A 26,149-nucleotide genomic window follows, 5' to 3' on the forward strand; every position below is an offset into this window, starting at 1 on the left:
GAGACCAGACGATGTCCGTCCCCGCGCACCTGCGCTACACCCCTGAGCACGAGTGGCTCCTCCTCGACGGCGAGGTCGCCACTGTCGGGATCACCGCCTTCGCCGCCGACGCCTTGGGCGATGTGGTCTACATTGACCTGCCCTCGGTCGGCGCCGCCCTCATCGGCGGCGCCACCTGCGGCGAGATCGAGTCCACCAAGTCCGTCAGCGATCTCTTCGCGCCCGTCGACGGCACGGTCGTCGAGGTCAACGGCGAAGTCGTCGCGGATGCCGGGTTGATCAACTCCGATCCGTTCGGCGCAGGCTGGCTCTTCCGCGTCCGCGTGACAGCCTCGCATGACCTGCTCGACGCCGCCGCCTACGAGGCGCTGACGGAGGGTGAGGACCGTTGATGAGCCTGGATCAGCGGCTGGCGGACTTCGACCCCGAGATCCACGCGGCCATCCGTGCCGAACTACGCCGGCAGCAGCAGACGTTGGAGATGATCGCCAGCGAGAACTTCGCGCCCGTCGCCGCCATGGAAGCGCAGGGCTCGGTTCTGACGAACAAGTACGCCGAGGGCTACCCCGGCCGGCGCTACTACGGCGGTTGTGAGCACGTCGACGTGATCGAGCGGCTGGCCATCGATCGCGTGACGGAACTGTTCGGCGCCGAGTTCGCTAACGTGCAACCGCACTCCGGCGCCCAGGCGAACGCCTCGGCGATGGCCGCGCTGCTCGACCCCGGCGACACCATCCTCGGACTCGACCTCGCCCACGGCGGCCACCTGACCCACGGCATGCGGCTGAACTTCAGCGGCCGCCTCTACGACGTCGTGGCCTACCACGTACGGGAGACCGATCACCGGGTCGACATGGACGAGGTCGAACGGCTCGCCGTCGAGCACCGGCCGAGGCTGATCGTGGCCGGCTGGTCGGCCTACCCGCAGCACCTGGACTTCGCCGCGTTCCGGCGGATCGCCGACCTGGTCGGGGCGTATCTCATGGTCGACATGGCGCACTTCGCCGGGCTGGTCGCGACCGGCCTGCACCCGAGCCCGATCCCGCACGCCGACGTCATCACCACGACCACGCATAAGACGCTCGGCGGTCCGCGAGGCGGAGTGATCCTCACCAACCGAGCGGACCTGGCTAAGAAGCTCAACAGCGCGGTGTTTCCCGGCCAGCAGGGCGGGCCGCTGGAACATGTCATTGCGGCCAAGGCCGTGGCGTTCAAGCTGGCCGCGACTGAGGAGTTCCGGGATAGGCAGCAGAGAACGCTCGCTGGCGCGCGCATCCTGGCGGGGCGCTTGCTGGCCGACGACGTCCAGGCCGCAGGCATTACCGTCCTCACCGGCGGGACGCAGGTGCATCTGGTGGTGGTGGATCTGCGTCGTTCCGATCTCGACGGCCAGCAGGCCGAGGATCGGCTGGACGCTGTCGGCATCACCGTGAATCGCAACGCCGTCCCGTTCGATCCGCGGCCACCTATGGTCTCCTCCGGACTGCGCATCGGGACCGCGGCACTGGCCACACGAGGTTTCGGAGCCGAGCAGTTCCGCGAGGTCGCCGACATCATCGCCGGCGCGCTGATCGCAGCGCCAAGCGAGAACCGCCTAGGCGACCTGCGAGACCGGGTGGACCGGCTGGCGTTACGATTCCCGCTCTATCCGGGCATGTGACATGACTGTCGCGCCGGAGGGACGTCGGCTGCTGCGCACCGAGGGGCGCAACGCCGAGACGCCGATCGAGAAGAAGCCGTCCTGGATCAAGACGAAGGCGACCATGGGGCCGGAGTACCGGGAGCTGCAGTCGCTGGTGAAACGCGAGGGCCTGCACACGGTCTGCCAGGAGGCCGGCTGTCCCAACATCTTCGAGTGCTGGAAAGACCGCGAGGCGACGTTCCTCATCGGCGGTGACCACTGCACCCGCCGCTGCGACTTCTGCCTCATCGACACTGGCAAGCCCGACGGCCTCGACCGCGACGAGCCGCGCCGGGTCGCCGAGTCGGTTCAGGCCATGGGGCTGCGATACGCGACGGTCACCGGGGTCACCCGCGACGACCTCCCCGACGAAGGCGCCTGGCTGTACGCCGAGACCATACGCGAGATCCACAAGTTCAACCCGAACACCGGCGTCGAGATCCTCACGCCCGACTTCGCCGGCAAGGCCGACCTGCTGCAGCAGGTGTTCGACGCCGAGCCGCAGGTGTTCGCGCACAACGTCGAGACGGTGCCGCGCCTCTTCAAGCGCATCCGGCCGGCGTTCCGCTACGAGCGTTCTCTCGAGGTGCTGTCGCTGTCCCGCGCCGCGGGCATGATCACCAAGTCGAATCTCATCCTGGGCATGGGCGAGACCCGCGAGGAGATCTCCCAGGCGCTGGCCGACCTCCACGGCGCCGGGTGTGACCTCATCACTATCACGCAGTACCTGCGCCCGTCGGTGCACCACCACCCGATCGAGCGGTGGGTGAAGCCCGAGGAGTTTGTCGAGCTGCAGGCCGAGGCCGAGGAGCTCGGTTTCGCCGGGGTCATGTCCGGGCCGCTGGTGCGCTCGTCGTACCGCGCCGGACGGCTCTACCGGCAGGCCATGGAAGCCCGCACGGTTCGGCCAACGGGAGTCGCGTGATGGCCCTGAGCGCATTCGACATGTACTCGATCGGCATCGGACCCTCGTCGTCGCACACTGTAGGCCCCATGAGGGCTGCCGGGCGCTTCGCCCACGAACTGGTCGAGGACGGGCTCCTGACCTCGGTCGCGCGAGTCCGGGTCGAGCTGTTCGGATCCCTCGGAGCGACCGGGGTCGGCCACGGTACGCCCAGAGCGGTGATCCTCGGGCTAGAGGGCGAGGACCCGGCAACCGTCGATACCCAGACCGCACCGGCTCGGGAGACGTCCGTCAGAGCGAGCCGCGGGCTGCGACTCGCGGGCGCCCATAAGATCCACTTTCATCCCGACAACGACCTAGTCATGCACCGGCGCAGGTCGCTGCCGGCACATCCGAACGGCATGGTGTTCGTGGCGTCCGACGTCTCTGGCAACCTGCTGCGCACTCGGACCTACTACTCGGTCGGCGGTGGCTTCGTCGTCGACGAGGACGCACTCGGACGCGATCGCATCGTCGTCGACACCACTCCCGTGCGGTACCCGTTCAGCACAGCGGCGGAACTGCTCGACACCTGCGCTCGGGAAGGACTACGGATCTCCGACGTCATGCTGGCCAACGAGCTGGCCTGGCGTGCTGAGGACGAGGTTCGCTCCGGCCTGCTCCAGCTGTGGTCGATCATGGCGAGCAGCGTCGAGGCCGGATGCGCTCGCGAAGGAGTCCTCCCGGGTGGATTGCGAGTTCCCCGGCGGGCGCCTGCGCTGTTTCGTCGCCTCCGCGCCGGCACCAGCTCAGCCGACTCGCTCGAAGCTATGGACTGGGTCAACCTCTTCGCACTGGCGGTCAACGAGGAGAACGCATCCGGTGGGCGCATCGTCACTGCACCGACCAACGGCGCCGCCGGTATCATCCCGGCCGTTCTGCACTACTACGCGCGGTTCGTTCCCGGCGCCGACGACGACGGAATCGTTCGCTTCCTGCTCACCGCCGCAGCCATCGGCATTTTGTTCAAGGAGAACGCGTCGATCTCCGGCGCGGAAGTCGGCTGCCAAGGCGAGGTTGGGTCCGCGTGCTCGATGGCCGCCGGAGGCCTTGCCGAGGTGCTGGGGGCCACGCCGGCCCAGGTCGAGAACGCAGCTGAGGTCGGTCTGGAACACAATTTGGGACTGACCTGCGATCCGGTCGGCGGACTCGTGCAGATCCCCTGCATCGAACGCAACGCCATCGCATCCGTGAAGGCCATCAACGCCGCCCGCTTGGCGATCCACGGCAACGGCACGCACAAGGTCAGCCTGGACACAGCCATCAAGACCATGCGCGACACCGGGCGGGACATGCACGACAGATACAAGGAAACGGCTCGCGGCGGCCTCGCCGTCAACGTCGTCGAATGTTAGCTGAGCGAGTTCGAATCGGTGTGCCGTCTCGCCTGGAGTGGCCCCTCGTGGGGAGCGGAGCGCGGGTGGCTGGCGGGCGATGGTGGCGAGGCGATGTGCTTCACCTCGATCAAAGCTGAGGACGGACGACGCAGCGGAATCCCACGTGGCTGGTGGAGGAGTTGGCGGCCTGTCCCTGTCGGGCGGCCGGCCGGTAGCGAAGGCAGTACGTCGGCGCGCACAGGTGTGAGCCGCCCTTGATGACGTACCGCGCCGATTCGATGTCCGGCTGCGGTGCGCAACAGGAGGGGGCCGGGGGCTTTTCGCCTGGTGTCGAGTACCGGTCCGCGGTCCACTCCCAGACGTTGCCGACGATGTCGTACAGCCCGAAGCCGTTGGGCGGGTACGAGCGCACCGGTGAGGTGCGGTCGAATCGCGGTGTGTCGCGCCGCCACGGGAAGGGGCCCTGCCAGGTGTTGGCCATCGTGCGGCCGCGGGGCGAGAACTCGTCGCCCCACGGAAACACCGCGCCGTCGAGGCCCCCGCGGGCGGCGTACTCCCACTCGGCTTCGGTAGGCAGTGCCTTGCCGGCCCATTTGGCGTACGCCAGCGCGTCGGCGTGGCTCACATGGGTTACCGGATGCCGCTCGCGTCCGCCGACGTTGCTGCCTGGCCCCTCCGGGTGCCGCCACTGGGCGCCGGGCGTCCAGTGCACCACCGTCGCCAGTCGTCAAGCCGAGCCGCGTCGCGGGGACGTTCGTGCGTGACACGAGCGTGGCGAGGCTGTTTGGCCGTGGAGCAGAACCTACCTACCTTGTGGGGGAGCGAGGCTGATGAGGCCGCATCCGTACGCTTTGCCGTGCCCGATTCCCGTCTGTAAGGCGTCTGCGAAGGCGGCGGCGTCGGTGACGATGAGGTGTCCTTCGAACCGTACGGGTTCGAGTGTGATCGTGCCCTTGTCTTCGGATCGTTTCTGACCGGTCAGGGTGAGGCATGGCGATGGTGAGACGTCGGGTTGGCCGTTGCGTCCTGAGGGGATGACGAAGCCGTGCTGTTCGCCTTTGCGGATGAGCCATTCGAGTTGCTCTTCTGGCTTTTTGCGGGCGACGCGTTGGCCGTGGGTCCGCTTGCCGGTCTCGGGGCTTTTGGGGTTGCCCAGGCGGGGGATTGTGCGGGTGGGGTTGCCGATGAGCCGGAACGCGAAGCGGCGGCCGGGTGTTATCGCGTCGAGTACGGGTTGCAGGTCGCGTACCTGGGGTGCCTCGGTGAGGTAGTCGGCCGGGAGCCGGCTCCAGTCTGGTTTGGACTTGCTTTGCACGTAGGCGGCGAAGCCTCGGTGGATGCCGTCGAGTCTCCACAGCACGGCTGCGGACTGGCGGGCCGGGCTGTCGTTGGGGAGGTTGTGGAAGCCGGACATGACGGTGCGGTGCATTTCCCGGATGTCGGCGTGGTCGCGGCGGAACTCGCGTGAGTAGGTGTTGACCAGCAGCTTGCTCAGATACACGTGGCCGCCTCCGTGTTGATCAGCCTGTCCGTCAACGGCACGTGGCCGGTCCGGACGGTCCGGGTGGTGTAGCGGCGGTCGCCGTGTGTGAAGGAGAGCGGTAGGTCGGGCCGGATCTCCGCGGCCTGGTCGTCGGGGGTGCAGTCGACCACGGTCCGCAGGGGGTTGCGGAGCTCCTGACGCCGTTGGGCGGTGCGTATCTCGTCGCGATTCTCAAGCCAGGGATGGGTTGCCAGTACCTGTTCGATCGGCTGCTCCAGCAGTCCCAACCCGGTCAGATGTTCGCCGGGGCGCCCGCTGGAGACGATGGGCCGCGCCGGGGGGAAAGCGCGGCGGCCGAAGAACAGCGGCCAGATCGGATCGTGTAGGGCGGCCAGGATCTGGTTGAGCTTTTCCGGCTGTTGGTGTTGGAGCACGACGAGGAAGAGGGCGTCTGCCAGGTAGTAGCGGTGGCTGACGGCGGTGCGGTGCCCGGTGCCGGTGGTGGTCGGCACGTTCTGCACGGTGTGGAAGTCCCGCTCGAGGATGCCCTCTCGGTCGACCCGCACGCCCATGCGTAGCTGGGCGAGGTCGGCGATTGCCTCGTGGTTGTCGCGGGCGATGCCGAGCGCCGCGCCGAGCAGGCCGATGACGCCTGACTTGCTCGGTTCCCGGCCGGTGTCGCGGATCGAGCCGCGTGACCGGACGCCCCACGACTGCATGGGGGCGTCGAAGCAGAGCGCGAGTGAGTACGCCGGCACCGGTCAGTCCTTCGTGGCGGCGGCCAGGACGCGGGCCACCAGGTCGCTGCGGGTCTGCGCCACCTCGTGCGCGGCAAGACCATCCAGGTCGGCGGTGACCGAGGCCGCGACCACGCCGCGGAGGTCGTCGTTGCCGTAGAACCGGCGCAGCCGTTCGAAGTGTCCGAGCAGGGCGCGGGTGGAGCCGTCCATCAGGTCGGTATCCTGGATTGGGCGGAGGAAGGCGTTGGCGAGGTTCCAGGCGCCCCGGTCGCGGACCACGACGAGCAGGGTCTCCGGCGGGTTCAGCGCTGCCATCGAGTTCTGCTTGCCGCCGGGTACGGCGTCGATGAACGCGTTCAGCCAGGCGCTCGTGGCCCGGCCAACCAGGTCGGTGTCGCCGCGCAGGTTCTCGGTGAGCTTGTCCAGGTGCAGGTTGGCGTACCGGTAGTAGCAGGCGGCGTTGAAGTCGACCGTGCCGATCATGTCTGCGCCCGACTCGTCGTGCGGCTTCAGGTCGTCAACGGCGGTGTAGTAGTCGTACTCGTTGACCACGGCGTGGGTGGAGATCGCGTGCGCAACCTGGGATGCCGCGTCGACGTTGAAGTCCTTGTTGTCGGCGATCATGCGGCCGAACATCGCGACGTCGACCACCCGGCTGGCGTCGAGGATCCGGGCCGCCTCGGCGAGGGTTTGCTTGTCCGGCTTCGCCTTTGCCTGCTTCTCTTCCGCTTGCCGTTCGCCGTTGCTGGCTTTGGTGGTCTTTGCGGCGGCCTTGGCCCGGGCGGCAGCGTCTGAGGCGAGGCGGTCCCAGTCCTTCTCGCAGTAGTCGGCCAGCAACTCGGCTGCGGTGCTGCCGACGAACAGCAGGTACTGCGTCAACTGCTTCTTGTCGTCGACACCGAAGCCAAGCGCACGTAGACCGGCCTGGGCGATGGCAGCGGCCTCGGCCTCCTCTCCGCCTCTTCTCTTGGTAAGCAACTCGGCTGTGCTGGACACCAGGCGCTTCGTGCGGACGCCGGTCTCGGTAGCGGTCAAGCCGTAGTCCTGGAAGAGGAGGCGGGCTGCCCGCTTCAGCGACTGGCTGGAGATCCGCCCGCGCAGGTGGCCGCCGAAGGTCACGGTCTTGGGCTGGCCCACGTCGTCGCGGTTCAGGTTGCTGACCGGGAACGACTGGAGCAGGTGCAGTTCGATGATCACAGGGTCTCCTGGTTAGGCGTCGACCGGTTCGACGTTGGACTGTTCGGAAAGGTCCGCCTCGGCGAGCTCGGCCTGCTGGCTGGCGGGCCGGCGGTGGTAGTCGCGGGCCCAGCGCAGCCGCACCTTGTGCGCCTCGCCGGGGGTACGCATCTTGACCAGGTCGTCGAGGAGGAGTTGGTAGTCGATGGAGACGTCGTCGGAGCGGAGCAGTTGGATGGTCTGCCGCAGGTAGTGCGGCATTGCGGCCGGGTCGACGGACAGCAACTGGGTGAAGCGGCGGGCCGCTGACGGCCGGTCGGCCACGAGCAGCCGCATCGCCGACCCGATCGACCGTCCGGCCGCGTTGTTGGCGTGTGGGTGCAGTGCGAAGAGGCCGGCGACCAGAAGCCACAGTTCCTGCTCGCGCTCCGGTGGATTGTGGGGAAAGACCACGTCGTACGCCTCGGCCTCGTGTCGTTGGCCAGAGAACGCCCGCCGGAGCCGGGCCAGGGTCTGGCGTGCCTCGGCGCAGTGCCGCGGGTTGCCGGAGTTGAGGGCGTTGTGCACCCCGTAGAGATGGCGAACGAATGCCCGGCGCCGGCTGTCGGGGGTGGTGGGTAGTTCCAAGATTGCTGTCTCCTAGGCGACGTAGCGGGCGATAAAGCCGTGGTAGGCGTTTACGTGGTGGCCGAGCAGCCCGACGAACCTTCCGTAGCAGGCGCCGGCCACCTCCAGGTTTCGTCCCTGGCGAGGGGAGCTCTCGGCCCACCGTTTCGCGGCGTCCTCCGCGATCCGCCGCACATCATCGGCCCATTCCCTGGTGGCCTTCGTCGGGCTCTGGTCCGCTTCGAGGGCTTTGGCGAGGTCCCAGAGGAACCTGTCGAACGGCACCGCCAGGCTCGGCCAGTAGGCCAGTTCTAGGGACGGTGCCGCAGGACTCCCGTGAAGCTCTGCACGGTATTCACGTTCCATCTGGTTCAGCGCGCTGCCGACCTGGTCGGCCAGCTCGATGCTGTGCCCGATGATCCGGCCGGCGACTTGATGTGCGGCCTTGAGCAGGGCGACCGGGGCGGCGACGGCCTCTTCGAGGACCTGGTGGACGACCGTCGACTTGCTGTCCAGTTGCTGCCCGAACACCCGCAGCGTGTAGACGGCGTCGTCAGAGATGACCTTGCGTCCCACCATCCTCGCCACGTGGTCGAGCGTGGCCGGCCGCTGCCGCCGCCGCTCCTCGCTGAGTTCGGGAGCGAGGAACAGTTCCCGGCTGTGCCGCCAAACCCCTCGCAGGTCCCGTAGCCGGATCGGATACCACCCGGCCGCGGCTGCCGACTTCTGGCCCTTCCTGACCTCGGGCCGCCGGTATGCGGCCATCCACTCGTTGTCCTCTGGCGCGGCCTCGAGCCGGGTCCCTGGCGTGATGACCACCCGGTCCACGACCGTCTGATCGCCGACCTGCCGGTGTGCCAGCCAGACGCGCCGGGACGGCCAGGTCAACAGGTCCGTCCAACCCAGCGGGTGACGTTTGTCCGGCTCTGGTGCGGGCGGGTCGGCCTCCCAGACCGGGCGGTCCTTCGGGAACGTGTTGCGCGGCTGTTCGCCGTCCGGGTCGTACGGCATCAGGTTGAGCAGCAGGGTTTCCTTGAGGTTGCTGCCTTCGACCAGCACCATGCCGAACCAGTTGGCCGGCGCCGCCTGAGACGACTTCTCCTTCGTGTACGGCGACTTCAGCCCGCCCGGGTCGTATGCCTGCAATGTGACCAGCCACCGGGCGGCCTCGGCCGGCGCCAGCATGATCTCGTCCCGCGACGTGGTGTGGTCGAACAGCGTCGTGTTGTTTCCGGTCGACCGGTACGGCACCAGCTTCGCGGCGCTGGACGCGGCGACCGTCGCCACGGCCGGACACTGGAAGAACGGCCGCTGCTTGTCGAAGACATCGAAGCGCCCCGGGTGCTTGAGCAGGTAGTCGTCCAACTGCTGGGTCGGGAGCCGTTCGTTCCTCCACAACTCGGTCCAGCTGTTGCTGTCCAGCGGCTGGTATACCCGGCATGCCAGGGCCAGCACCAGCCGGTGAAGGGCGGCGGTCATCGGCGGTGTCTGGCCGATGACGTGTCGTATCTCGTGCGCCCTGTGGAACAGCGAGGTGAGGCTGACCTCCTCGAGCCGGCCGTCGAGACATATGACTGGCAGCCACGGCTCTTTCGTCAGGTCAAAGGAAGGCACGAGTCACCCGTCCCATTCGTCGTCGCGGTCTTCTGGGTCTGGGTAGAGGATCTGGAGGCCCCGGTCGTCGCTGTACCGCACTGGTAGGTCCCCGATCCGGCCGGTGCCGTCGCTCCGCACGAGGACGGGATGACTGGCGGCGAGCCACGGTGAGGCGAGGAACGCTGGCGGCACCGGGATGTCCTCAAGCACTGCCAGGATGTTGTGCGGGACGCCTTCGGCGGTCGTGACCCGTACGGTCGAGCCCAGGAGTTCGGACAGCAGCGCCTGCGTTGGCTCCTGCGTGGCGTCCAGGTCGAACAGGGTCTCACCCACCACCGGTACGACCTGATTGCCGACGGCGCGGAGGACCACCACGTCGATGCCCGAACCGGGCATGTAGTCGGGGGCGTCGTCAGTCACGGCGTGTCCTTCGACCGTCCGGTTTACGGGTCTGGAAGCTGTTTCTCGGGTGCCGGGTCAGGTCCACCAGTGCGTCCTCACTGGTTGGCTGGGGCAGGAACAGGTTTCGCGCCATTGCCCGGTCGGCGTCCCGAGCTCGCCGCATCGTTTCGACCGCCTTCATCCAGCGCTTTTCCCAGCCCGGTGGGCAGTCAGCGGCACTGTCGGCTTCCGGGTAGACGGCGTCTACCAGCGCCGGGACGTCGTCCGGCAGCCGCAGCCGCGTACGGTCACGCAGCAGCGCCCAGGTCCGCAGTAACACCAGGTCGTGGTAGACGTTCGTCGTGTACGCCGGCCACCGCGGCCCGGCCTTGGACTCGGTGACACCGACGAGGAAGAGCGTCGGCGGAGTACGCGGATCCGTCGCGCGGAACCGGTGCAGTCGCCCCGCCCGCTGGATCAGGCTGTCGACGGGGGCGGGATCGCTTGCCATGACATCGAAGTCCAGGTCCAGGCTCTGTTCGAGCACCTGCGTGCCCACCACGATGTACCCGGCCTCGGGAGCGCGCGTGCCACCGCGCCCGAACATCGCCTTCAGCTCCGCCTCGATGGCGGCCCGTCGCCCCTGCGGCAGCTGGCCGGTGATCTCCACGATCTTGGGACGCTTCTGCTCCGGCAGCGCGTCAACCGCATTCCGCAACGCGGTCACCGTGCTCGAGATGCGGCGGTGAAGATTGTGGATGATCGCCACGCCCAAGCCCTCCGCGGCGTGCCGCAGCGCCCACTCGACCAGCTCCTCGTCGGCCAGCTGCGTCAACGCGACTCGGCGGTTGGCGTTCGTCTGCGACGCCACGGCCTCCACCAGCTCTGGGACACCCCACCCGTCGAGCCAGAGCGCACGAGGGTAGCCAGCATCCGGCAGAGCGAGGTCGACCTGGTTGGGGCGGCAGCGGCGGGCGCCGGCGTACCAGGCGCGCACCAACTCCTCCCGCCGTGTCGCCGGCAGCGTCGCCGACAACAAAATCACCGGGACCTCGAACCAGCCCAGCCACCACAGCAGCCGGTCCAGCAGGGTCGACATGTAGACCTCGTAGCCGTGGACCTCGTCGAGAACCAGGACTCGGTTGGAGAGTCCAACCAGAGGTACGGGTGCCCAGCGTGATCTGATCCCGCCCCGTAGCACACGGTCGATCGTGCCGACGGCGAGCGGCGCGAGTAGCGACCGAAACCGCGTGAACCACTCCCGTACCACCTCGTCCTGCGCACCGCCGGGCCCGTCACCGCCGACGTCCACCGGGCGGATCGCCTCGGTCCGCGTCGCTCGCCTTTGCGGGTCGGCCAGATACTCGGCTGCCGTACCGTGCAGGAGCTTCACCGGCAGAAGGCTGTCGAGCCTCTGTAGCAGATCCTCGGCCTCCTGGAACATCTGGTTACTGGTGGCGCGGGTCGGCATGGCCACGAAAAACCCCGCCAGGCCAAGCTTGCCGAGCAGGCTGACAAGACTCTGTAGGGCGGCCTTCGTCTTGCCCTCACCGGTCGGTGCCTCGATGACAAGGATGCCGGGACGTGTCTTCGACCCGATCAGTCCCTCGACCGCAGCCTGCAACGGGCGGGGCTGTTCGTCGAAGAGTCCCACGAAGGTGTGGTCCACCGGTGGCATCCAGGTGGACCAACCCAGTCGGTCGACCACCTGCTCTCGGGCCCGCTCACGGGAGACCTTGAGGTACCCAATGAGGTCGACGTCGGCACCCGCGTGCGTGCTCTTGTCGATCGAACCGGAGGCGATCCAGTCACTTACGGTCGTCAGACCGGCGAGCGCGACGGCGGCACCCGTCCCGATCTCCACCTCGGACCAGGGCTGTGTCCGAGGATCCGGCAGCTCCAGCAGCTCCGCGGTCTGGCAGACCAGCGCCTCAACCCACCCGGCCCACAACTCGCCGCCGTTGTCGAACCTGGCCAGGGCGGCGTTCTGAATGGACAGGTCGGAGAAGAAGCTGCCGTGATGCGCACCGAGCACCTGACCCAGCATCAACGCGGTCTGTGCGGAGGCATCCCACTCCTCAAGCAGCCTCCGGACGTGATGGGCCGTCAGGATGCCGTGGAACGTGTCGGTGCGCCCGCCGAGCGTTCGTCGACTGTGGAGGCGTTCAACCGCCGCGGCCGCAGACTCCGGCAGCAGCTTTACCGCTACGTCCGCCCGCACGGCCTGGAACGCCGGCGAGAGCTTGCCAAGATCGTGCAGGCCGCACAATAGCGCCACCCACCTGCAGGTGTCGCCACCGAGCGGTGCGAAAGCCTCCGACAGCTGAGCCCGGCAGCTAGGCCCCAGCAACCTCTCGTAGAGGATCTCCGCGACCGCAGCGGTATCGATCGTGTGGCAGATGAGCGGATGAGGGACCGACTCCTCACCCTGCCTCGCCCGTCCGGCCTTACCCCAGAAGACTCGTACGTCGGATAGCTCTCGATCCGGCACAACACCTACCACTTCGGCTCGTCGCCTCAGGGCGCGAGGGCCCCCTGTGCTTAACGCAAATCAAGATCACACAGCGTTACTGCCTACTGTCGGACGCTGAGAATGGCGTAACTCGACAAGCCCTCCAAGGCCTTTGTCGAGTTCATGACATTCGGTTGGCGGTTCCTAGTCGGGCCGCGCGATTAAAGAGGTTGCTCATCCTCAGTTGACGGGAAGCGCTTGTGTGCTGCTCGTCGTTCGAATGCTTGCGTCAGGTGTGCCAGGCGGCGATCTCATGGTCTTGGTATGTGTGCTGCAGACAAGGATCCGCAAGTCGTGATGACGACAGCGGCGCTGTTGCTCAGGGCGCAGGGGAGTGCAGAGGATCTTGAACCTGGCCTGGACTGCTCCAAGTTCCGTGAGCGGCTGCGAGCGGTATTCGCAGCCGATCCGTATGCGGACCGGGTGCGGCACGACACAATCCACTTTTGTCAGTGTTTGGTTGTGCGATCAGAGTTTGTCTACATGACGGCACCAGTGACAGTGCCGTCGCTTATGTCATGCGGGTTCGGCGTACCTCCGCAGTGAGGTGTGTTTGGCGAGGTTGTCGGTGATCGCGACCGAACAAACAGACATCTTACTCTTAACTGGTCGTTTGATCGTTTCCTGTGGTGGATTACCGTATTCGCCATATCAACCGAGGCCAGCGGTGGCAGGAGGAGGAATCGTCACTGTCGCCTTGGTTCATCCCCGCGCGCGATCCAATCACTTACGGCGTTAGCGCCCGCTGCTCCTTATGGAGGGCCTCGAGTGCATTGGGTGGGTGGCTCCCCAAGTTGATGCTCGATTGCCTCCGCCTCGCGTCGAAGAAGGGAGAGGATTGGCGGGCTGCTTGGGCAGTTTGGTTGGCCACGACCTATCTGGTCCTGTTCTGATCTCGCGGGTGTGGATTTGTGGCTCTGGTGGCTGTTGTTCGAACGTTCCTATCTGATGTTGATGTGTCTCGGGGATTGTCGAACTTTGAAGGAAACTCCTGTTGGAGGCATTGACAGCAATCCCCGATGTGGCGCAGTGTGACGATCAGTTTGCTCGGTGTGTATGGGGAGGCGCCGTGGTGGCTGGCCGGTCTGCGTGGCTGGGTTCGGTTCGGGTTTCGCGGTCTTGGGTCAGCGTGGCGGCTGCCGTTGTGTTGGTGGCGTCCCTGCTGAGCGTGCCGGCACGGTCTTGGGCGGCGCCGCGGGCGCCGGATTCGGGCCGGCCGGCTGCTGTGGATGAGTCGGTGGCGGTGGCGCGGGCGGCGGCGTCGAGGCAGCGGGTCGAGGTGGAGACGCTGCGGGATGAGCACAGCTTGACGTTCGCGCGGCCGGACGGGTCGTTCGTGACGGAGACGAGCCTGCGTCCGCAGCGGGTGCGGCGTTCTGACGGGTCTTGGGCGGCTGTCGATACGACGTTGCGCCGTAACGGTGATGGCACGGTGTCGCCAGCAGCGTCTACGTTGGACGTGCGGTTTTCCGGTGGCGGTTCTGGCCCGTTCGCGGTGATGCGGGATGGCAGTCGGCAGGTGGGTTTGCGGTGGCCGCGTGCGTTGCCGGAGCCGATGCTGTCTGGTGATACGGCCACGTATCGGGATGTGTTGCCCGGCGTTGATTTGCAGGTGCGGGCGGATGCGGACTCGTTCACGCATCTGTTGGTGATCCGGTCGGCGAAGGCCGCCGACAATCCGGCGGTGTCGCGGATCGCGTTGGACACGGAGTTGTCCGGGGTGTCGCTTCGTACCGAGCCGGGCACTGGTGTGGTTTCGGCGGTCGATGGTAGCGGGGCGGTGGTGTTCGAAGGGCCGACACCGTCCATGTGGGACTCCCGAACGACGCCGCCGGCAGAGGCTTCGCCGTCGCGGCCGTCGGAGGGGAAGCAGCCCGCGGACGGTCCGCCGCCGCCTCCTGTGGAACCGCGCGAGGGTGCGGTGGCTGCGGAGGTGTCGGCTGGGAAGCTGACGTTGGTGCCGGATGCGGCGATGCTGGACGATCCGGCGACGGTGTTTCCGGTGTTCGTGGATCCGACGTGGACGAAGAAGACGGCGTCGAAAACCGCGTGGACGGTGTTGCGGCAGACCTGGCCGAACAACTCGTATTACAAGGCCTCGTCAATCACGAGCTCGGATGGGAACTATGGGGTGATGAGGGCCGGGTACAGCGACTGGGAGAGCCCGACGGTGCGGGACCGGTCGCTGTTCTCGTTCGACATCAAGCCGTTCGCGTACAAGCACATCTACAAGGCGACGTTTTCGCTGTCGCAGCAGTGGTCGGGTGCGGCCTGCGGCTACACCGGTGCCCGCCGGACGGAGTTGCGTTGGCTGAAGCAGGGGTTTTCAACGTCGACGGTGTGGAACACGAGCTGGAATACGTCGGGGTCGGGGTGGGGTGAGGTGCTGGGCACCTCGGACGCTGTCCAACGGTATGGGCATTCGTGTAATCCGCGGAAGGTCGAGTTCAACGTGACCGGCAAGCTGGCCCAGTTGACCGCGAAGGGCACGGGAGGGCTGAACCTGGGCCTGCGGGCGAAGAACGAGTCGGACCGGTACGGCTGGAAGCGGTTCAAGAACGATGCGGCCCTGTCGATTGAGTACAACTCGAAGCCGAACGCGGCCCGCGACCTCAAGGTGACGGGGAAGGCGTGTGCGAGCGGGGCGGGGCGGCCGTATGTGACGACTGCGACGCCGACGTTCACGGCGACGGCGAGCGACCCGGACGCGGGCCAGCAGGCGTTGACGACCCGCTTCTACTACTGGCCGCAGGGGCAGGCGCGGGGTACGGCGTATGCGCAGGGGACCTCGGCGAACCCGGCGCCGGTAACCTCGGCCGCGACGCCGGCGCTGGCGTCTGGGACCACCTATGTGTTTCAGGCGTACACGTTCGACAATGTCAACGACGGTACGTGGTCGGGTACGTGCGAGTTCACGGCGGACTTCGTGCGGCCGAACGGCGCCTCCGACATCACGTCGACGGACGGCGTCTATCCGGAGTACAACCCGGCCAACCCGAACCAGCCCGGCAGCGGGGGTGTGGGCTTCACCGGCACGCTGCGGGTGCACGCGCCGGCGTCGCTGCCCGCGGATGTGGCGTACTACCGGTGGACGCTCAACAGTGCGGTCGTGCCGGACAAGAGCGCTCGCGTGAGCGCCAACGCGACGACCAAGAATGCCGACATCACCGTGCGTCCACGCAAGGACGGCGTGAACGTCGTGCGGGTGTGGTCGGAGGACTTGGCCGAAAACCTCTCGAATGCGCCGGTGACGTACGAGTTCAAGGTGGCATCGGGGTCGGGGCCGGCGGCTGAGTGGACGTTCGACGAGGCCAGCGGCAGCGCCGGCGATGTCACCGGGCACGGCAACACCGCCGCCTTGGGCGGCAGCGCGGGGCGAACGCCTGGCCGCGCTGGTGTGGGTACCGCGCTGTCGTTGAACGGCACCACCGGCTACGCGGCGACCGCAGGCACGGTTACCCAGCCACATCCGACGACCGGGGTGCCCGTGCCGGTGGCGCCGAACGGCAGCTTCACCGCCACGGCGTGGGCGCGGCTGTCGGCCACAGGTGGCGGGGTCGGCAACGTGGTCAGTTACGACGGTGCGAACAACCACGCGTTGCGGCTGGCGTACAACGGCGGTGACAACAGGTGGGTCTACCGGGTGGTGCCCACCGACACCGCCGGTGCCCCGGGCTCGACGCTGACCAGTACGTCGGCCGCGGTTTCCGGGAAGTGGACGCACCTGGCCATGGTGTGGGACGCACCCGCGTTGCAGATGCGCCTGTATGTGAACGGGGTCCTGGAGGCGACGCATTCGACCACGGCGGCCTGGGCCCCACACAGCAACGGCAGCCTGCTGAGTATCGGCCGGACCAGGACCGGCGCCGGCACGTTCGGGCAGTTCTTGAACGGAGCGGTCGACGACGTGCAGGTCTACAGCTTCGTGGCGACAGCGGGGGAGTTGGCCGAGCTGGCCAAGCCGTTGGCGCCGCTGGTCACCTTCCCCGGCGGCAGCACCGCCACAGTCGGCGACCAGGTGCAGGTCCGCTTCGACGCGCGCGGCGACAACAACGTCACCCACATCAAGTACAGCGTAAACAGTGCCACGTTGAGCCAGACCGTCGCCTTGGCCAGCGCGGGCGGCATCGCCACGGTGACCGTTCCTGCTACCGCGGCCGGAACCATGACGGTTTTCGCCGCCTCGCAAGCAGGGGCCGGCGGACCCGTGGGACCGCACGAGAACGCCACGATCGAGGTTCTCGGCTCGGCAGCCATCAGCGGGCGGATCTTCGACGCCATTACGTTGCTGCCCCAGCCCGACGCCGAAGTCCGGCTTGAGCCTGGCGGGGCGACCGTCATCACAGGCGCCAACGGCATTTACTCGTTCACCGGGCTGATCCCAGGTGACTACGTCGTGGCTGCCAGCTTCGGCGGTGGCTGTGGCATCGCTGCCAGCACCGAGGTCACCGTCACGACCGCGTCCGAGGTCTACCTGTACATGGAGCCAGCTACGGACAGCTTCGGGTACGGCTGTCAGGTGTTCGACCAGCCCTTCACCCCGGTCACAGGCACGGCGTTGCCCCTCAACGGGGACAACAACGTCACCCAGGTGACGCTGCCGTTCGCGTTCCCCTTCTACGGTCAGTCGTTCACCAGTGCCTGGGTGGACACGAACGGGATGCTGACCTTCGAAAACCCCGGCTCGTCCCGGCCGAACAACTCGACCACCATCCCCAACGCCGCCGCGCCAAACGCCGTCATTGCGCCGTTCTGGGACGACCTGGTTGTCGACGGGGCGGCCGGCATCCACACTGATACCGTCGTGTCGCCATTCCGGCAGTACATCGTGGAGTGGCGCAACGCGCATCGTGCGGGCAACACCGCCGAGCGGATCACCGCCCAGTTGACCCTCGACGAGAGCGGCGCCATCTTCTTCAGCTACACCGGTCTCAGCACGACCAGTGACCCCGAGCGTGGCGGTGAAGCCGTTACCGGTATCGAGAGCCCCGGGGGCATGGTCGGCCTGCAATACTCTTTCCTGGATCCGGTTTTGGCCGACGACAAAGCCGTGGCGTTCCTTCCACCGATGCTGTCGAACCCGATCCAGCTGGTCGACCTGACCGGCACGGTCACCGACGCTGCCACCGGCACCGCCCAGCCGGGCGCTGTTGTCACGGTCGAGCAGACTGGCCAGACGGTGACCGCCGACGCATCCGGCAACTACGCGTTCGCCGACCTGGAGGCAGGTTCATACACCGTTTCGGCTCTCAAGGGCGAACACTGCGGCAAGGTCTTGCACCTGGACGTCGATCTGTACGAACCGTCCGACGTGGACCTGCCACTGACCCCGCTGGCCGACGCACACGGCAACACCTGCCACTCCGGATCAATCACGTTCACCCCGGCCAACGACGCTGTGCTGCCGCTGACCGGAGACGACGGCAAGACACAGGTCACGGTGCCGTTCCCGGTTTCGCTGTACGGGCAGTCGTACACCACCGCGTGGGTCGACATCGACGGCCTGGTCGCGTTCGCCCCGTACACCGGTACGCCGTGGCAGCCTGCGGAGCTGCCGTCGGTGGAGCAGCAAGGCCAGCCGAACGCCGCCGTGTACGCGTTCTGGGAGGACTGGGTCGTGGACGCCTCCGCCAGCGTGCGCACGGCCACCACCGGATCGGCACCGAACCGCCAGTTCGTCGTCGAATGGCGCAACGTCCACAGCTGGGCGGAACCGTCCGCCCGGGTCACCTTCGAAGTGGTCTTCCACGAGGGCGGCGACATCCAGGTCGCCTGGAACGACATCGACCCGGCCAGCGACCGCGAACGCGGCTCACTCGGCGCGGTAGCGATCGAGAACGCCGACGGCACCATCGCCCTGGTGCACTCCTACAAGCAGACGGTGCTGGCCAGCGGTCACGGAGTGCGGTTCACACCGGGGCCGGCACCGATCGGCGACATCTCCGGCACGGTGAGCTGCGCCGGCGCACCGGCGAGCGGAGTGAGCGTGAAGGTCGCCGGCCGCACCGCCACCACCGCGTCCGACGGCACCTATACGTTCGCCGACGTGCCCGGCGGCCCCTACACGATCCTGGCCACACCTGGCGCGGGCAGCGGCTGCTACGGCACCGCCGCCGAACCGGTGACAGTATCCGCCAACCAGGCGTCCGTTGTGGACTTCGACCTGCCAGCCTCGTCCGGCACCCGGTACACGGTGACGGAAGGACCGCGGACCTTCGTGCCCGCCAACGCGACGGTGCTGCCGAACAGCGGCGACGACGGCATCACACAGGTGACGCTGCCGTTCCCGGCCAAGCTGTACGGGCAGTCGTACAACACCGCATGGGTGGCGACCGACGGCGTGCTGTCCTTCGAGGAGATCACCAACCAGCCCTGGGATCCATGGCCGCTGCCGTCCGAATGGGACAGCAACCATCCGAACACGGCGGTGTACCCGTTCTGGCACGACTGGGTAGTGGACGCCTCGGCCAGCATCCGCACCGCCACCACCGGCACCGCCCCGAACCGGCAGTTCATCGTGGAATGGCGCAATGTGCTGTCTTTTCAGGACACCGCCAACACGCGGGTCTCGTTCGAGGTCATCCTGCATGAACAGGGCGATATCGAGATCGTCTGGGATGGCGTCGACGTCAACTTCTACGAGCAGGGCGGCGAGGCCACCGTCGGTGTGGAGAACGCCGACGGCACCCTCGCCGTGCAATACACCTACCGGCATCCCGTGATCGTCAACGGGCGCGGCCTGCTGCTGCACCCAGTCACCAGCTAGCCACCTCCTTCTCGTCCCGCCCTCAAGGCCCCCGCACTCGGAGGTTCCGGTGAGACCGCGCCCGTCCTCGACGTACCCTATCCGCCGCCCCCTGCGGTACCGTCCCCGCTTGCGCGCCGTCGTGGCGGCCGGCGTCACCACCGTCGTGCTCCTCGGCCTCGCGCAGGCGCCCGCCACAGCCGCGAAACCCCCTGCACCGCCGGCCGCCAAGGACGTGCCCGACGTACCGGTCAAGGCGGTCAAGCCGCAGCCGGCACCGCCGGCCGCGCCGGTCAAGAGCGCGCTGGACGCGCCGGACCCGGTGTGGCCCGCCGCTGGTACGGCGCAGGCGACGCTGCCCAGCGCGGCCGACCGGCGAGCCACCGCCGCCGGCCCGACCCGAGCCGGCACCCTGCCCGTCCTGGTAGACCACCCCGGCGCCGGCAAGACCGCCCCGGCACGAGTCGAGGTTCGCGTCTACGACCGCGCCACCACCGATCGTGCCGGCGTCCGAGGGCTGCTGCTGCGAGTCGGACCCTCCGCGGGGGAAAGGGCCGGCGGCGAGGTCGCCGTCACCGTCGACTACCGCTCCTTCCGCACCGCATTCGGCGCGAGCTGGGCATCCCGCCTGCGCATGTACCTCCTTCCGGAGTGCGCACTGTCCACCCCGGACAGCGCGGCCTGCGCAGCGAAGCCGGTGGCCTCCTCGCGCAATCGGGCTGGTGCCAACCTCGTCGACGGCGCCGTCCCAACGGCCAGCGCCGCGGGCTCGCTGGTGGCCTTGATGGCTGACCCGTCCGGCCCGTCGGGAGACTTCACCGCCACTTCACTGCAACCCACGTCGTCGTGGACCGCAGGCGGTAACTCCGGCGCGTTCACCTGGTCGTACCCGATGCGGGTGCCACCGGTTCCGGGTAACCTCGCGCCAGTCGTGCAGTTGAGCTACAACTCGCAGGCGGTCGACGGCCGGCACGCCGCGTCCAACAACCAGCCAGGCTGGGCCGGCGGCGGTTTCGACCTGTTGCCCGGCGGTTACATCGAGCGCAGCTATCGTTCCTGTGCCGACGACAAGACTGGCGGAAACAACAGTCAGGACACTGGTGACCTCTGCTGGGCCACCGACAACGCGGTACTCAATCTCAACGGCACCAGCAACGAGTTGGTCAAGAGCACCGGCAACACCTGGCGCCTGCGCGACGACGACGGCTCACGGGTGACCCGGGAGACCAGCGCGGGCAACGGTGACAACGACGGCGAATGGTGGGTTGTCACCACGACCAACGGCACGCAGTACTGGTTTGGCCGGCAGGTGCTGCCCGGTCGTGGCACGAACGACCCGGTCACCAACTCCACCTGGACCGTGCCGGTGTACGGCAACCACGCCAACGAGCCGTGCCACGCCAGCACGTTCGCCACCTCCCACTGTGTGCAGGCGTGGCGGTGGAACCTCGACTACGTCGTGGACCTTCACGGCAACTCCGCCTCGTACTGGTACACGACGGAGAGCAACAAGTACGGCCGCAACGGCACGCCGTCCGACACAGTGTCCTACATCCGGGGTGGGCAGCTGGCGCACATCTCGTACGGCACTCGCCGCAACGGCAACGTGGACACGGTCTTCGCCGGCACCGCCGGAGCCAAGGTGATCTTCGGACCTGCCGACCGGTGCCTGACCAACTGCGGCACCCACGAGGACAACTGGCCGGACACGCCCTGGGATCAGGAGTGCGCCACCACCGCCAGTTCCTGTGACACCACGTCTCCGACCTTCTGGACCACCAAACGGCTGGCCTCGGTGACTACACAGGTGCGTAACGCCGGCGGCGGCTACGACAACGTCGACCGGTGGACGCTCACCCACACGTTCCCCGACCCAGGCGACACCACTCAGGCCGGCCTGTGGCTGGACAAGCTTTCGTACCAGGGCCTGGTCGGCGGCACCGCGAGCCTCCCGGACATCACGTTCACCAGCCTGTCGATGGACAACCGGGTGGACGGCATCGACGGCATCGACGCGATGGCCTGGCACCGCCTGGTCCGCATCGACACAGACACCGGCGGCGCCATCGCGGTCACGTACAGCGACCGGGACTGCACCGCTGGCGGCGCCAAGCCGGCACCACACAACAACAATCGGCGCTGCTACCCCGTGCGGTGGGTCCCAGACGGCCAGGAGGACCCCATCACGGACTGGTTCCACAAGTACCGGGTGGACGAGGTCCGCGAACACGACATGGTCGCCGGCGGCCGGCAGGTGCTCTACCGATACAACTACTTGGACAGCCCGGCCTGGCACTACACCGACGACGACGGCATCACCAAACGCGACTACAAGACCTGGTCGGAGTGGCGCGGCTACGGCCGGGTCGGTGTGACAACGGGCGACCCGGACAGTGACGACGTGCTCTCCTACACCGAAACCCGCTACTTCCGCGGCATGCACGGCGACAAACAGCCCACCGGGCAGCCCGCCCGCAGCGTGAACATCACCGACTCCCGAGGCGGCACCTGGCGAGACGACGACTGGCTCGCCGGCATGACCCGTGAACAGATCGTCTACAACGGACCCGGCGGACCGGAAGTCTCCAGCACCCTCAAGGACCCGTTCGCCTCCGCGCCCACCGCTAGCCGCACCGAGTTCCCGGGCACGCCGGACGAGTACACGGTCCATGCCCGCTTCACCGACGTCACCACCATCCGGTCGCGCGTCGCGCTCGACGCCGGCCGAGGCGAGCGAGTGACGAGAGTGTCGACCACCTTCGACGGATACGGCCAGCCCACCCAGGTGGAGGACTTCGGCGAGGAAGGTGTCAGCGGCGACGAGCAGTGCACGAAGAGCACATACGAGCCACGCAACACCAGTGCCCACCTCGTCACCCTGGTGCACCGCGCCCAAGTCTTCGCCGTCAACTGCGCGGCGACGGCAACCCCGGCCAGCCTCACCGAGGCAGACGTCATCTCGGACACCAGGACCTGGTACGACAACCCAGCCAGCTACGGCACGGCCCCGACCAAGGGTGACCCGACCAAGACCGAGGAGCTGAGCACATGGAGCTCGGGCACACCCGGATACGTCACCACCGCTCAGGCCACCTACGACGACCACGGCCGCGTCACCAGAACCATCGACGCCAACAGCAACGCGACCGACACCTCCTACACCCCGGCGGTCGGCAGCCCGGTCACCTCGACCACAGTGACCAACGCGCTCGGACACGCCACCACGACCACACTCGCTACCGCCTGGGGAACCACACTCGCGGTCGTCGACCCCAACAACAAACGCACCGACATGTCGTACGACCCGCTGGGTCGGCTCAGCGCGGTCTGGAAGCCCGGCCGCACGAAGGGAACAGACCCGGCGAACAGCCTCTTCAGCTACGACATCAAGAAGACCGCCCCGTCGGTGCTCACCACCAGGACCCTCAGCCCGAACGGCAACGGGCCCGGCAGCACCGGCCGGTACATCACCAGCCACGTCCTACACGACGGCCTCGTCCGCCCGGTGCAGACCCAACTGGCCTCACCAGACGACAACGGCGGGCGGCTGCTGACCAACACCTTCTACGACAGCCTCGGCCGCGAAACGGAAACGTACAGCGCCTACTACAACAGCGGCGCGTTCCCCACCGCCAACCCACAGCTGCACGTGCCGGTCGAACCCGGGCAGATCCCGACCCAGAACCGCACCGTCTACGACGGCGCCGGCCGCATCGTGGCGAGCGTCTTCGAGCCGTTCAACACTGAACGGTGGCGGACCACCACCTACTACGCCGGCGACCGCACCGACGTCACCCCACCCGCCGGCGGCACCGCCACCTCCACCGTCGTCGACGCCCGCGGCCGCCAGACGCAGCTCTGGCAATACCCACGTCTGACCCCGTGGAACAGCGGCGACGTCACCACCTTCACCTACAACCGCAAGGACCAACTCACCGAGGTCGTCGACCCGGTCGGCAACGAGTGGACCTACGGCTACAACCTGCGCGGTTTCAAGACCACGGAAACCGACCCGGACAAGGGCACCACGACGTCCAGCTACGACAACGGCGGCCGGCTCACCCTGACGATCGACGCCCGCAACATCAGGCTCGCCTACCGGTACGACGCCCTCAACCGCAAGACCGGCGTATTCCAGAACTTCCCGCTCGGCACCCCCCGTGCCTTCTGGATCTACGACATCACCGACAAGGGCCAACTCCACGCAGCCGTCCGCAACACCGGCACCAACGCCAACTACGAGATCCGCTTCCCCGACTACACCGACGACTACAAGCCCGAGAGAATGCAGGTCGTCGTACCCAGCACGGAGACCGGTCTGGCCGGCACCTACGAGTATGAATACAGCTACCACCCCAACGGTGCCGTCGCGACCACCACGATGTACCAGGCCACGGGCACCGACCTGGCCACCGAGACCCTGCACCACGACTACAACGACCTGGGCCTGCCGACCCGGCTCCGGTCCACCTACGGCACGACCAGCCTCAGCTACGTCAACGCCACCCACTACAACGCCCTGGGCCAGATCGACCAGTACAACCTGTGCACCGACCAGTGCACCACCTCCGGCCACAACACCCACCTCACCTATGACCGCGAGGTCGAGACCGGCCGTCTGACCCGCAGCATCGCCACCCGCGACACCGCCGCACCGTTCAACCTGCAAGACCTGGCCTACACCTACGACCACGCCGGCAACATCACCAGAATCCACGACGCGGTCGGCCCAACCACCGACACGCAATGCTTCACCTACGACCACCTACAGCGCCTGCGCCAGGCGTGGACACCGTCCTCGGGGAACTGCGCGACCGCACCCACCACCGGCGGCCTCGGCGGCCCAGCACCGTACTGGCTCAGCTGGGACATCAACACCATCGGCAACCGCACCGAGCAGGTCGACCACAAGGCCAGCGGCAACGTCACCACCACCTATGCGTACCCGGCTGCTGGCGCGGCCCGCCCGCACGCCGTCTCCTCCACCACCACGGGCGCGACGACCGTCTCCTACGCGTACGACAACGCCGGCAACACCACCGGCCGCCCCGTTACCGGCGGCGCGCAGACCCTCACCTGGGACCCCGAAGGCCGGCTCGCCACCACCAGCGACCCCACGGGCACGACGAGCTACGTCTACGACGCGGACGGCAACCGCCTCGTCCGCCGCGACTCCGGCGGGCGCACCCTCTACCTGCCCGGCCAGGAGATCCGTTACAACACGGCCACCGGTACGAAGAGCGTCACCCGCTTCTACAGCCACAGTGGCGTGACCGTCGGCAGCCGCACCGTGGCGGCGCTGAGCTGGCTGGTTCCCGACCACCAGGGCACCAACAGCATCTCCATCAACGCCACAACCAACGCAGTCGAACGTCGAAGGCAGACCCCGTACGGAACCCTGCGCGGGGCCGCACCGACCACTTGGCCAAACCAGAAGGGCTTCGTCGGCGGGGACAACGACCCGACCGGCCTGGTCCACCTCGGCGCCCGCGAATACGACGCTGCCATAGGCCGGTTCGTGACCGTCGACCCAGTCATGGACCTGTCCGACCCGCAACAGTGGAACGCCTACGCCTACGCCAACAACAGCCCCATCACCAACTCCGACCCCAGCGGCCTGTTGCTCGAGGGCGGCGGCAGCGGCATCATGCCTGGATCACCGCCCCCGCAGGCTCCCGCCGCGCCCACACCGCCGCCGAAGAAAAAGAAGAAGAAGTCTCTGCTCGGCCAGGTCTGGGAGGGCTACAAACGCGGCTACGAGCGGGTCAACGTGGAGCCCCTGGCGGGCATCATCAACGTCGTCAAGACCGGAGCCGAACTCGCATACAGCAACGTGACCGCAGCCGCCAACGGCGACAAATCCTGGGGTGACGCCTTCCACGAGGTCATGGAATACAAGGCCCAGATCGACATGGCGATCGCGACGAGCCCGCTGGCGTTCGTCAAGGAGACAGTGGAGACCGGGAAGGCGACAGCATCCGCAGTGAGCAAGGGCGACTGGGCCGGCGCCGTCGAGAACGCGTTCGTCTTCACCGCCAACGTCGGCAGCCTGTTCGTACCAGGCGGTGCCGGAGCGGCGACGGCCAAGACCATAGCCACCGGCGTGGCAGGCGCGGGCAAGAATATCGCCGCGAACGCCGCCAAGAACGCGGCGGCCAAGGGCACCGGTGGAGCGGCGAGGCATCTGGGCGGCTGCAACAGCTTCATGCCAGGCACGCTTGTGCTCATGGCCGGCGGCGGCCACAAACCGATCGAGCAGCTCGTCGTCGGCGACTACGTCGTAGCCACCGACCCGGAAACGGGCCAGACCGCCACCAAGGAGGTCATGGCGACGATCGTCGGCAGCGGCGCCAAGCAACTGGTCGACATTACCGTCGCCACCGGCCGAGACGGCGAGACCAAGACCATCGTCGCGACCGACGGCCACCCCTTCTGGGTCGACAGCCAAGCCACCTGGCAGGACGCCGGAACGCTCCGGCCCGGCGATGAACTCCTCACCCCGGACGGCGCCCGCGTTCGAGTCATCGATATCCACGCCTACAGCGCCATCGCGACAGTCCACAACCTCACCGTTGCCAACATCCACACGTACTATGTGGTAGCCGGCGACTCGCCGGTGCTGGTACACAACGCCAATGGAACTTGCGGACCAGTCGACCCGCGTCCAAAGTTCCGGAAGGAAACCGTTGAGCGTGCGTGGAACGATGCCGAGCCAGGGCCTAATGGGGGCCGGCTCTGTCCGACGTGCGGAGCTGAGGTCAAGGTGCCGCCAGGTGGAGGCCGCCGAGACTGGGATATTGATCACCAGCCACCGTGGAGCACAAGGACGCCAGAGATGCGAGAGAACCCCGAGCTCACCCGCGCTGAGGTGATCGCTGACTATCAGCGAGGTGTGCGGTTGGAATGCCCGACGTGTAACCGGAGTCGTGGCGCCCGATGATAAAGCGGA

General features: G+C 67.5%; 13 protein-coding genes and 1 pseudogene. 6 read left to right on the top strand and 8 right to left on the bottom strand.

Annotation, left to right across the window (positions count from 1 at the left end; translation table 11 throughout):
* The first annotated feature begins 11 nt into the window (after nucleotides 1–11).
* The 4 genes from gcvH to ACFFIA_RS15455 are packed head-to-tail and all read left to right on the top strand — an operon-like array spanning nucleotide 12 to nucleotide 3,979.
* Nucleotides 12–392: a glycine cleavage system protein GcvH gene (gene gcvH, locus ACFFIA_RS15440; RefSeq protein ID WP_377251419.1), complete on the top strand. Its 381-nt coding sequence runs from the start codon at nucleotides 12–14 to the stop codon at nucleotides 390–392.
* The gene (glyA, locus tag ACFFIA_RS15445) at nucleotides 392–1,660 is read left to right on the top strand and encodes a serine hydroxymethyltransferase (RefSeq protein ID WP_377251421.1); all 1,269 of its coding nucleotides are present in this window, start codon (nucleotides 392–394) and stop codon (nucleotides 1,658–1,660) included. The genes gcvH and glyA overlap by 1 nt, the downstream gene beginning before the upstream one ends.
* Before the next feature lies 1 nt (nucleotide 1,661).
* Nucleotides 1,662–2,606: a lipoyl synthase gene (gene lipA, locus ACFFIA_RS15450; RefSeq protein WP_377251423.1), complete on the top strand. Its 945-nt coding sequence runs from the start codon at nucleotides 1,662–1,664 to the stop codon at nucleotides 2,604–2,606.
* The gene (locus ACFFIA_RS15455) at nucleotides 2,606–3,979 is read left to right on the top strand and encodes an L-serine ammonia-lyase (protein WP_377251425.1); all 1,374 of its coding nucleotides are present in this window, start codon (nucleotides 2,606–2,608) and stop codon (nucleotides 3,977–3,979) included. The genes lipA and ACFFIA_RS15455 overlap by 1 nt, the downstream gene beginning before the upstream one ends.
* Nucleotides 3,980–4,088: 109 nt before the next feature.
* Here the strand turns inward: ACFFIA_RS15455 and ACFFIA_RS15460 are convergent.
* The 8 genes and pseudogenes from ACFFIA_RS15460 to cas3 form a co-directional block, all read right to left on the bottom strand.
* Nucleotides 4,089–4,693: pseudogene (locus ACFFIA_RS15460) on the bottom strand (SUMF1/EgtB/PvdO family nonheme iron enzyme); the annotation flags it as partial.
* A 70-nt stretch (nucleotides 4,694–4,763) separates the two neighbouring features.
* Nucleotides 4,764–5,462, bottom strand: coding sequence for a type I-E CRISPR-associated protein Cas6/Cse3/CasE (gene cas6e, locus ACFFIA_RS15465; RefSeq protein ID WP_377251427.1), 699 nt, complete (start codon nucleotides 5,460–5,462; stop codon nucleotides 4,764–4,766).
* Entirely contained in the window at nucleotides 5,453–6,202 is a 750-nt protein-coding gene (gene cas5e / locus ACFFIA_RS15470) for a type I-E CRISPR-associated protein Cas5/CasD (RefSeq protein ID WP_377251429.1), read from the bottom strand. The genes cas6e and cas5e overlap by 10 nt, the downstream gene beginning before the upstream one ends.
* A 3-nt stretch (nucleotides 6,203–6,205) precedes the next feature.
* A complete protein-coding gene (cas7e, locus tag ACFFIA_RS15475) occupies nucleotides 6,206–7,381 on the bottom strand; it encodes a type I-E CRISPR-associated protein Cas7/Cse4/CasC (RefSeq protein ID WP_377251431.1) in 1,176 nt (391 codons plus the stop codon).
* Nucleotides 7,382–7,393: 12 nt separating this feature from the next.
* A complete protein-coding gene (gene casB / locus ACFFIA_RS15480) occupies nucleotides 7,394–7,987 on the bottom strand; it encodes a type I-E CRISPR-associated protein Cse2/CasB (protein WP_377251433.1) in 594 nt (197 codons plus the stop codon).
* Between the two features lie 12 nt (nucleotides 7,988–7,999).
* Complete coding sequence (gene casA / locus ACFFIA_RS15485; RefSeq protein WP_377251435.1) at nucleotides 8,000–9,580, bottom strand: type I-E CRISPR-associated protein Cse1/CasA; 1,581 nt, start codon at nucleotides 9,578–9,580, stop codon at nucleotides 8,000–8,002.
* 3 nt (nucleotides 9,581–9,583) lie between these two features.
* Entirely contained in the window at nucleotides 9,584–9,982 is a 399-nt protein-coding gene (locus ACFFIA_RS15490; RefSeq protein ID WP_377251437.1) for a hypothetical protein, read from the bottom strand.
* Entirely contained in the window at nucleotides 9,975–12,446 is a 2,472-nt protein-coding gene (gene cas3, locus ACFFIA_RS15495; protein ID WP_377251439.1) for a CRISPR-associated helicase Cas3', read from the bottom strand. The genes ACFFIA_RS15490 and cas3 overlap by 8 nt, the downstream gene beginning before the upstream one ends.
* Nucleotides 12,447–13,692: 1,246 nt before the next feature.
* Between cas3 and ACFFIA_RS15500 the strand changes: the two genes are divergently transcribed.
* Together ACFFIA_RS15500 and ACFFIA_RS15505 are read left to right on the top strand one after the other, a co-directional pair.
* Nucleotides 13,693–19,221, top strand: a complete 5,529-nt coding sequence (locus tag ACFFIA_RS15500; protein WP_377251441.1) for an NIDO-like domain-containing protein — start codon at nucleotides 13,693–13,695, stop codon at nucleotides 19,219–19,221.
* Nucleotides 19,222–19,330: 109 nt separating this feature from the next.
* Entirely contained in the window at nucleotides 19,331–26,140 is a 6,810-nt protein-coding gene (locus tag ACFFIA_RS15505) for a polymorphic toxin-type HINT domain-containing protein (protein WP_377251443.1), read from the top strand.
* Nucleotides 26,141–26,149: the final 9 nt, after the last annotated feature.

It is taken from the genome of Phytohabitans kaempferiae, from assembly GCF_042433955.1.
GTDB classification, from domain to species: domain Bacteria; phylum Actinomycetota; class Actinomycetes; order Mycobacteriales; family Micromonosporaceae; genus Phytohabitans; species Phytohabitans kaempferiae.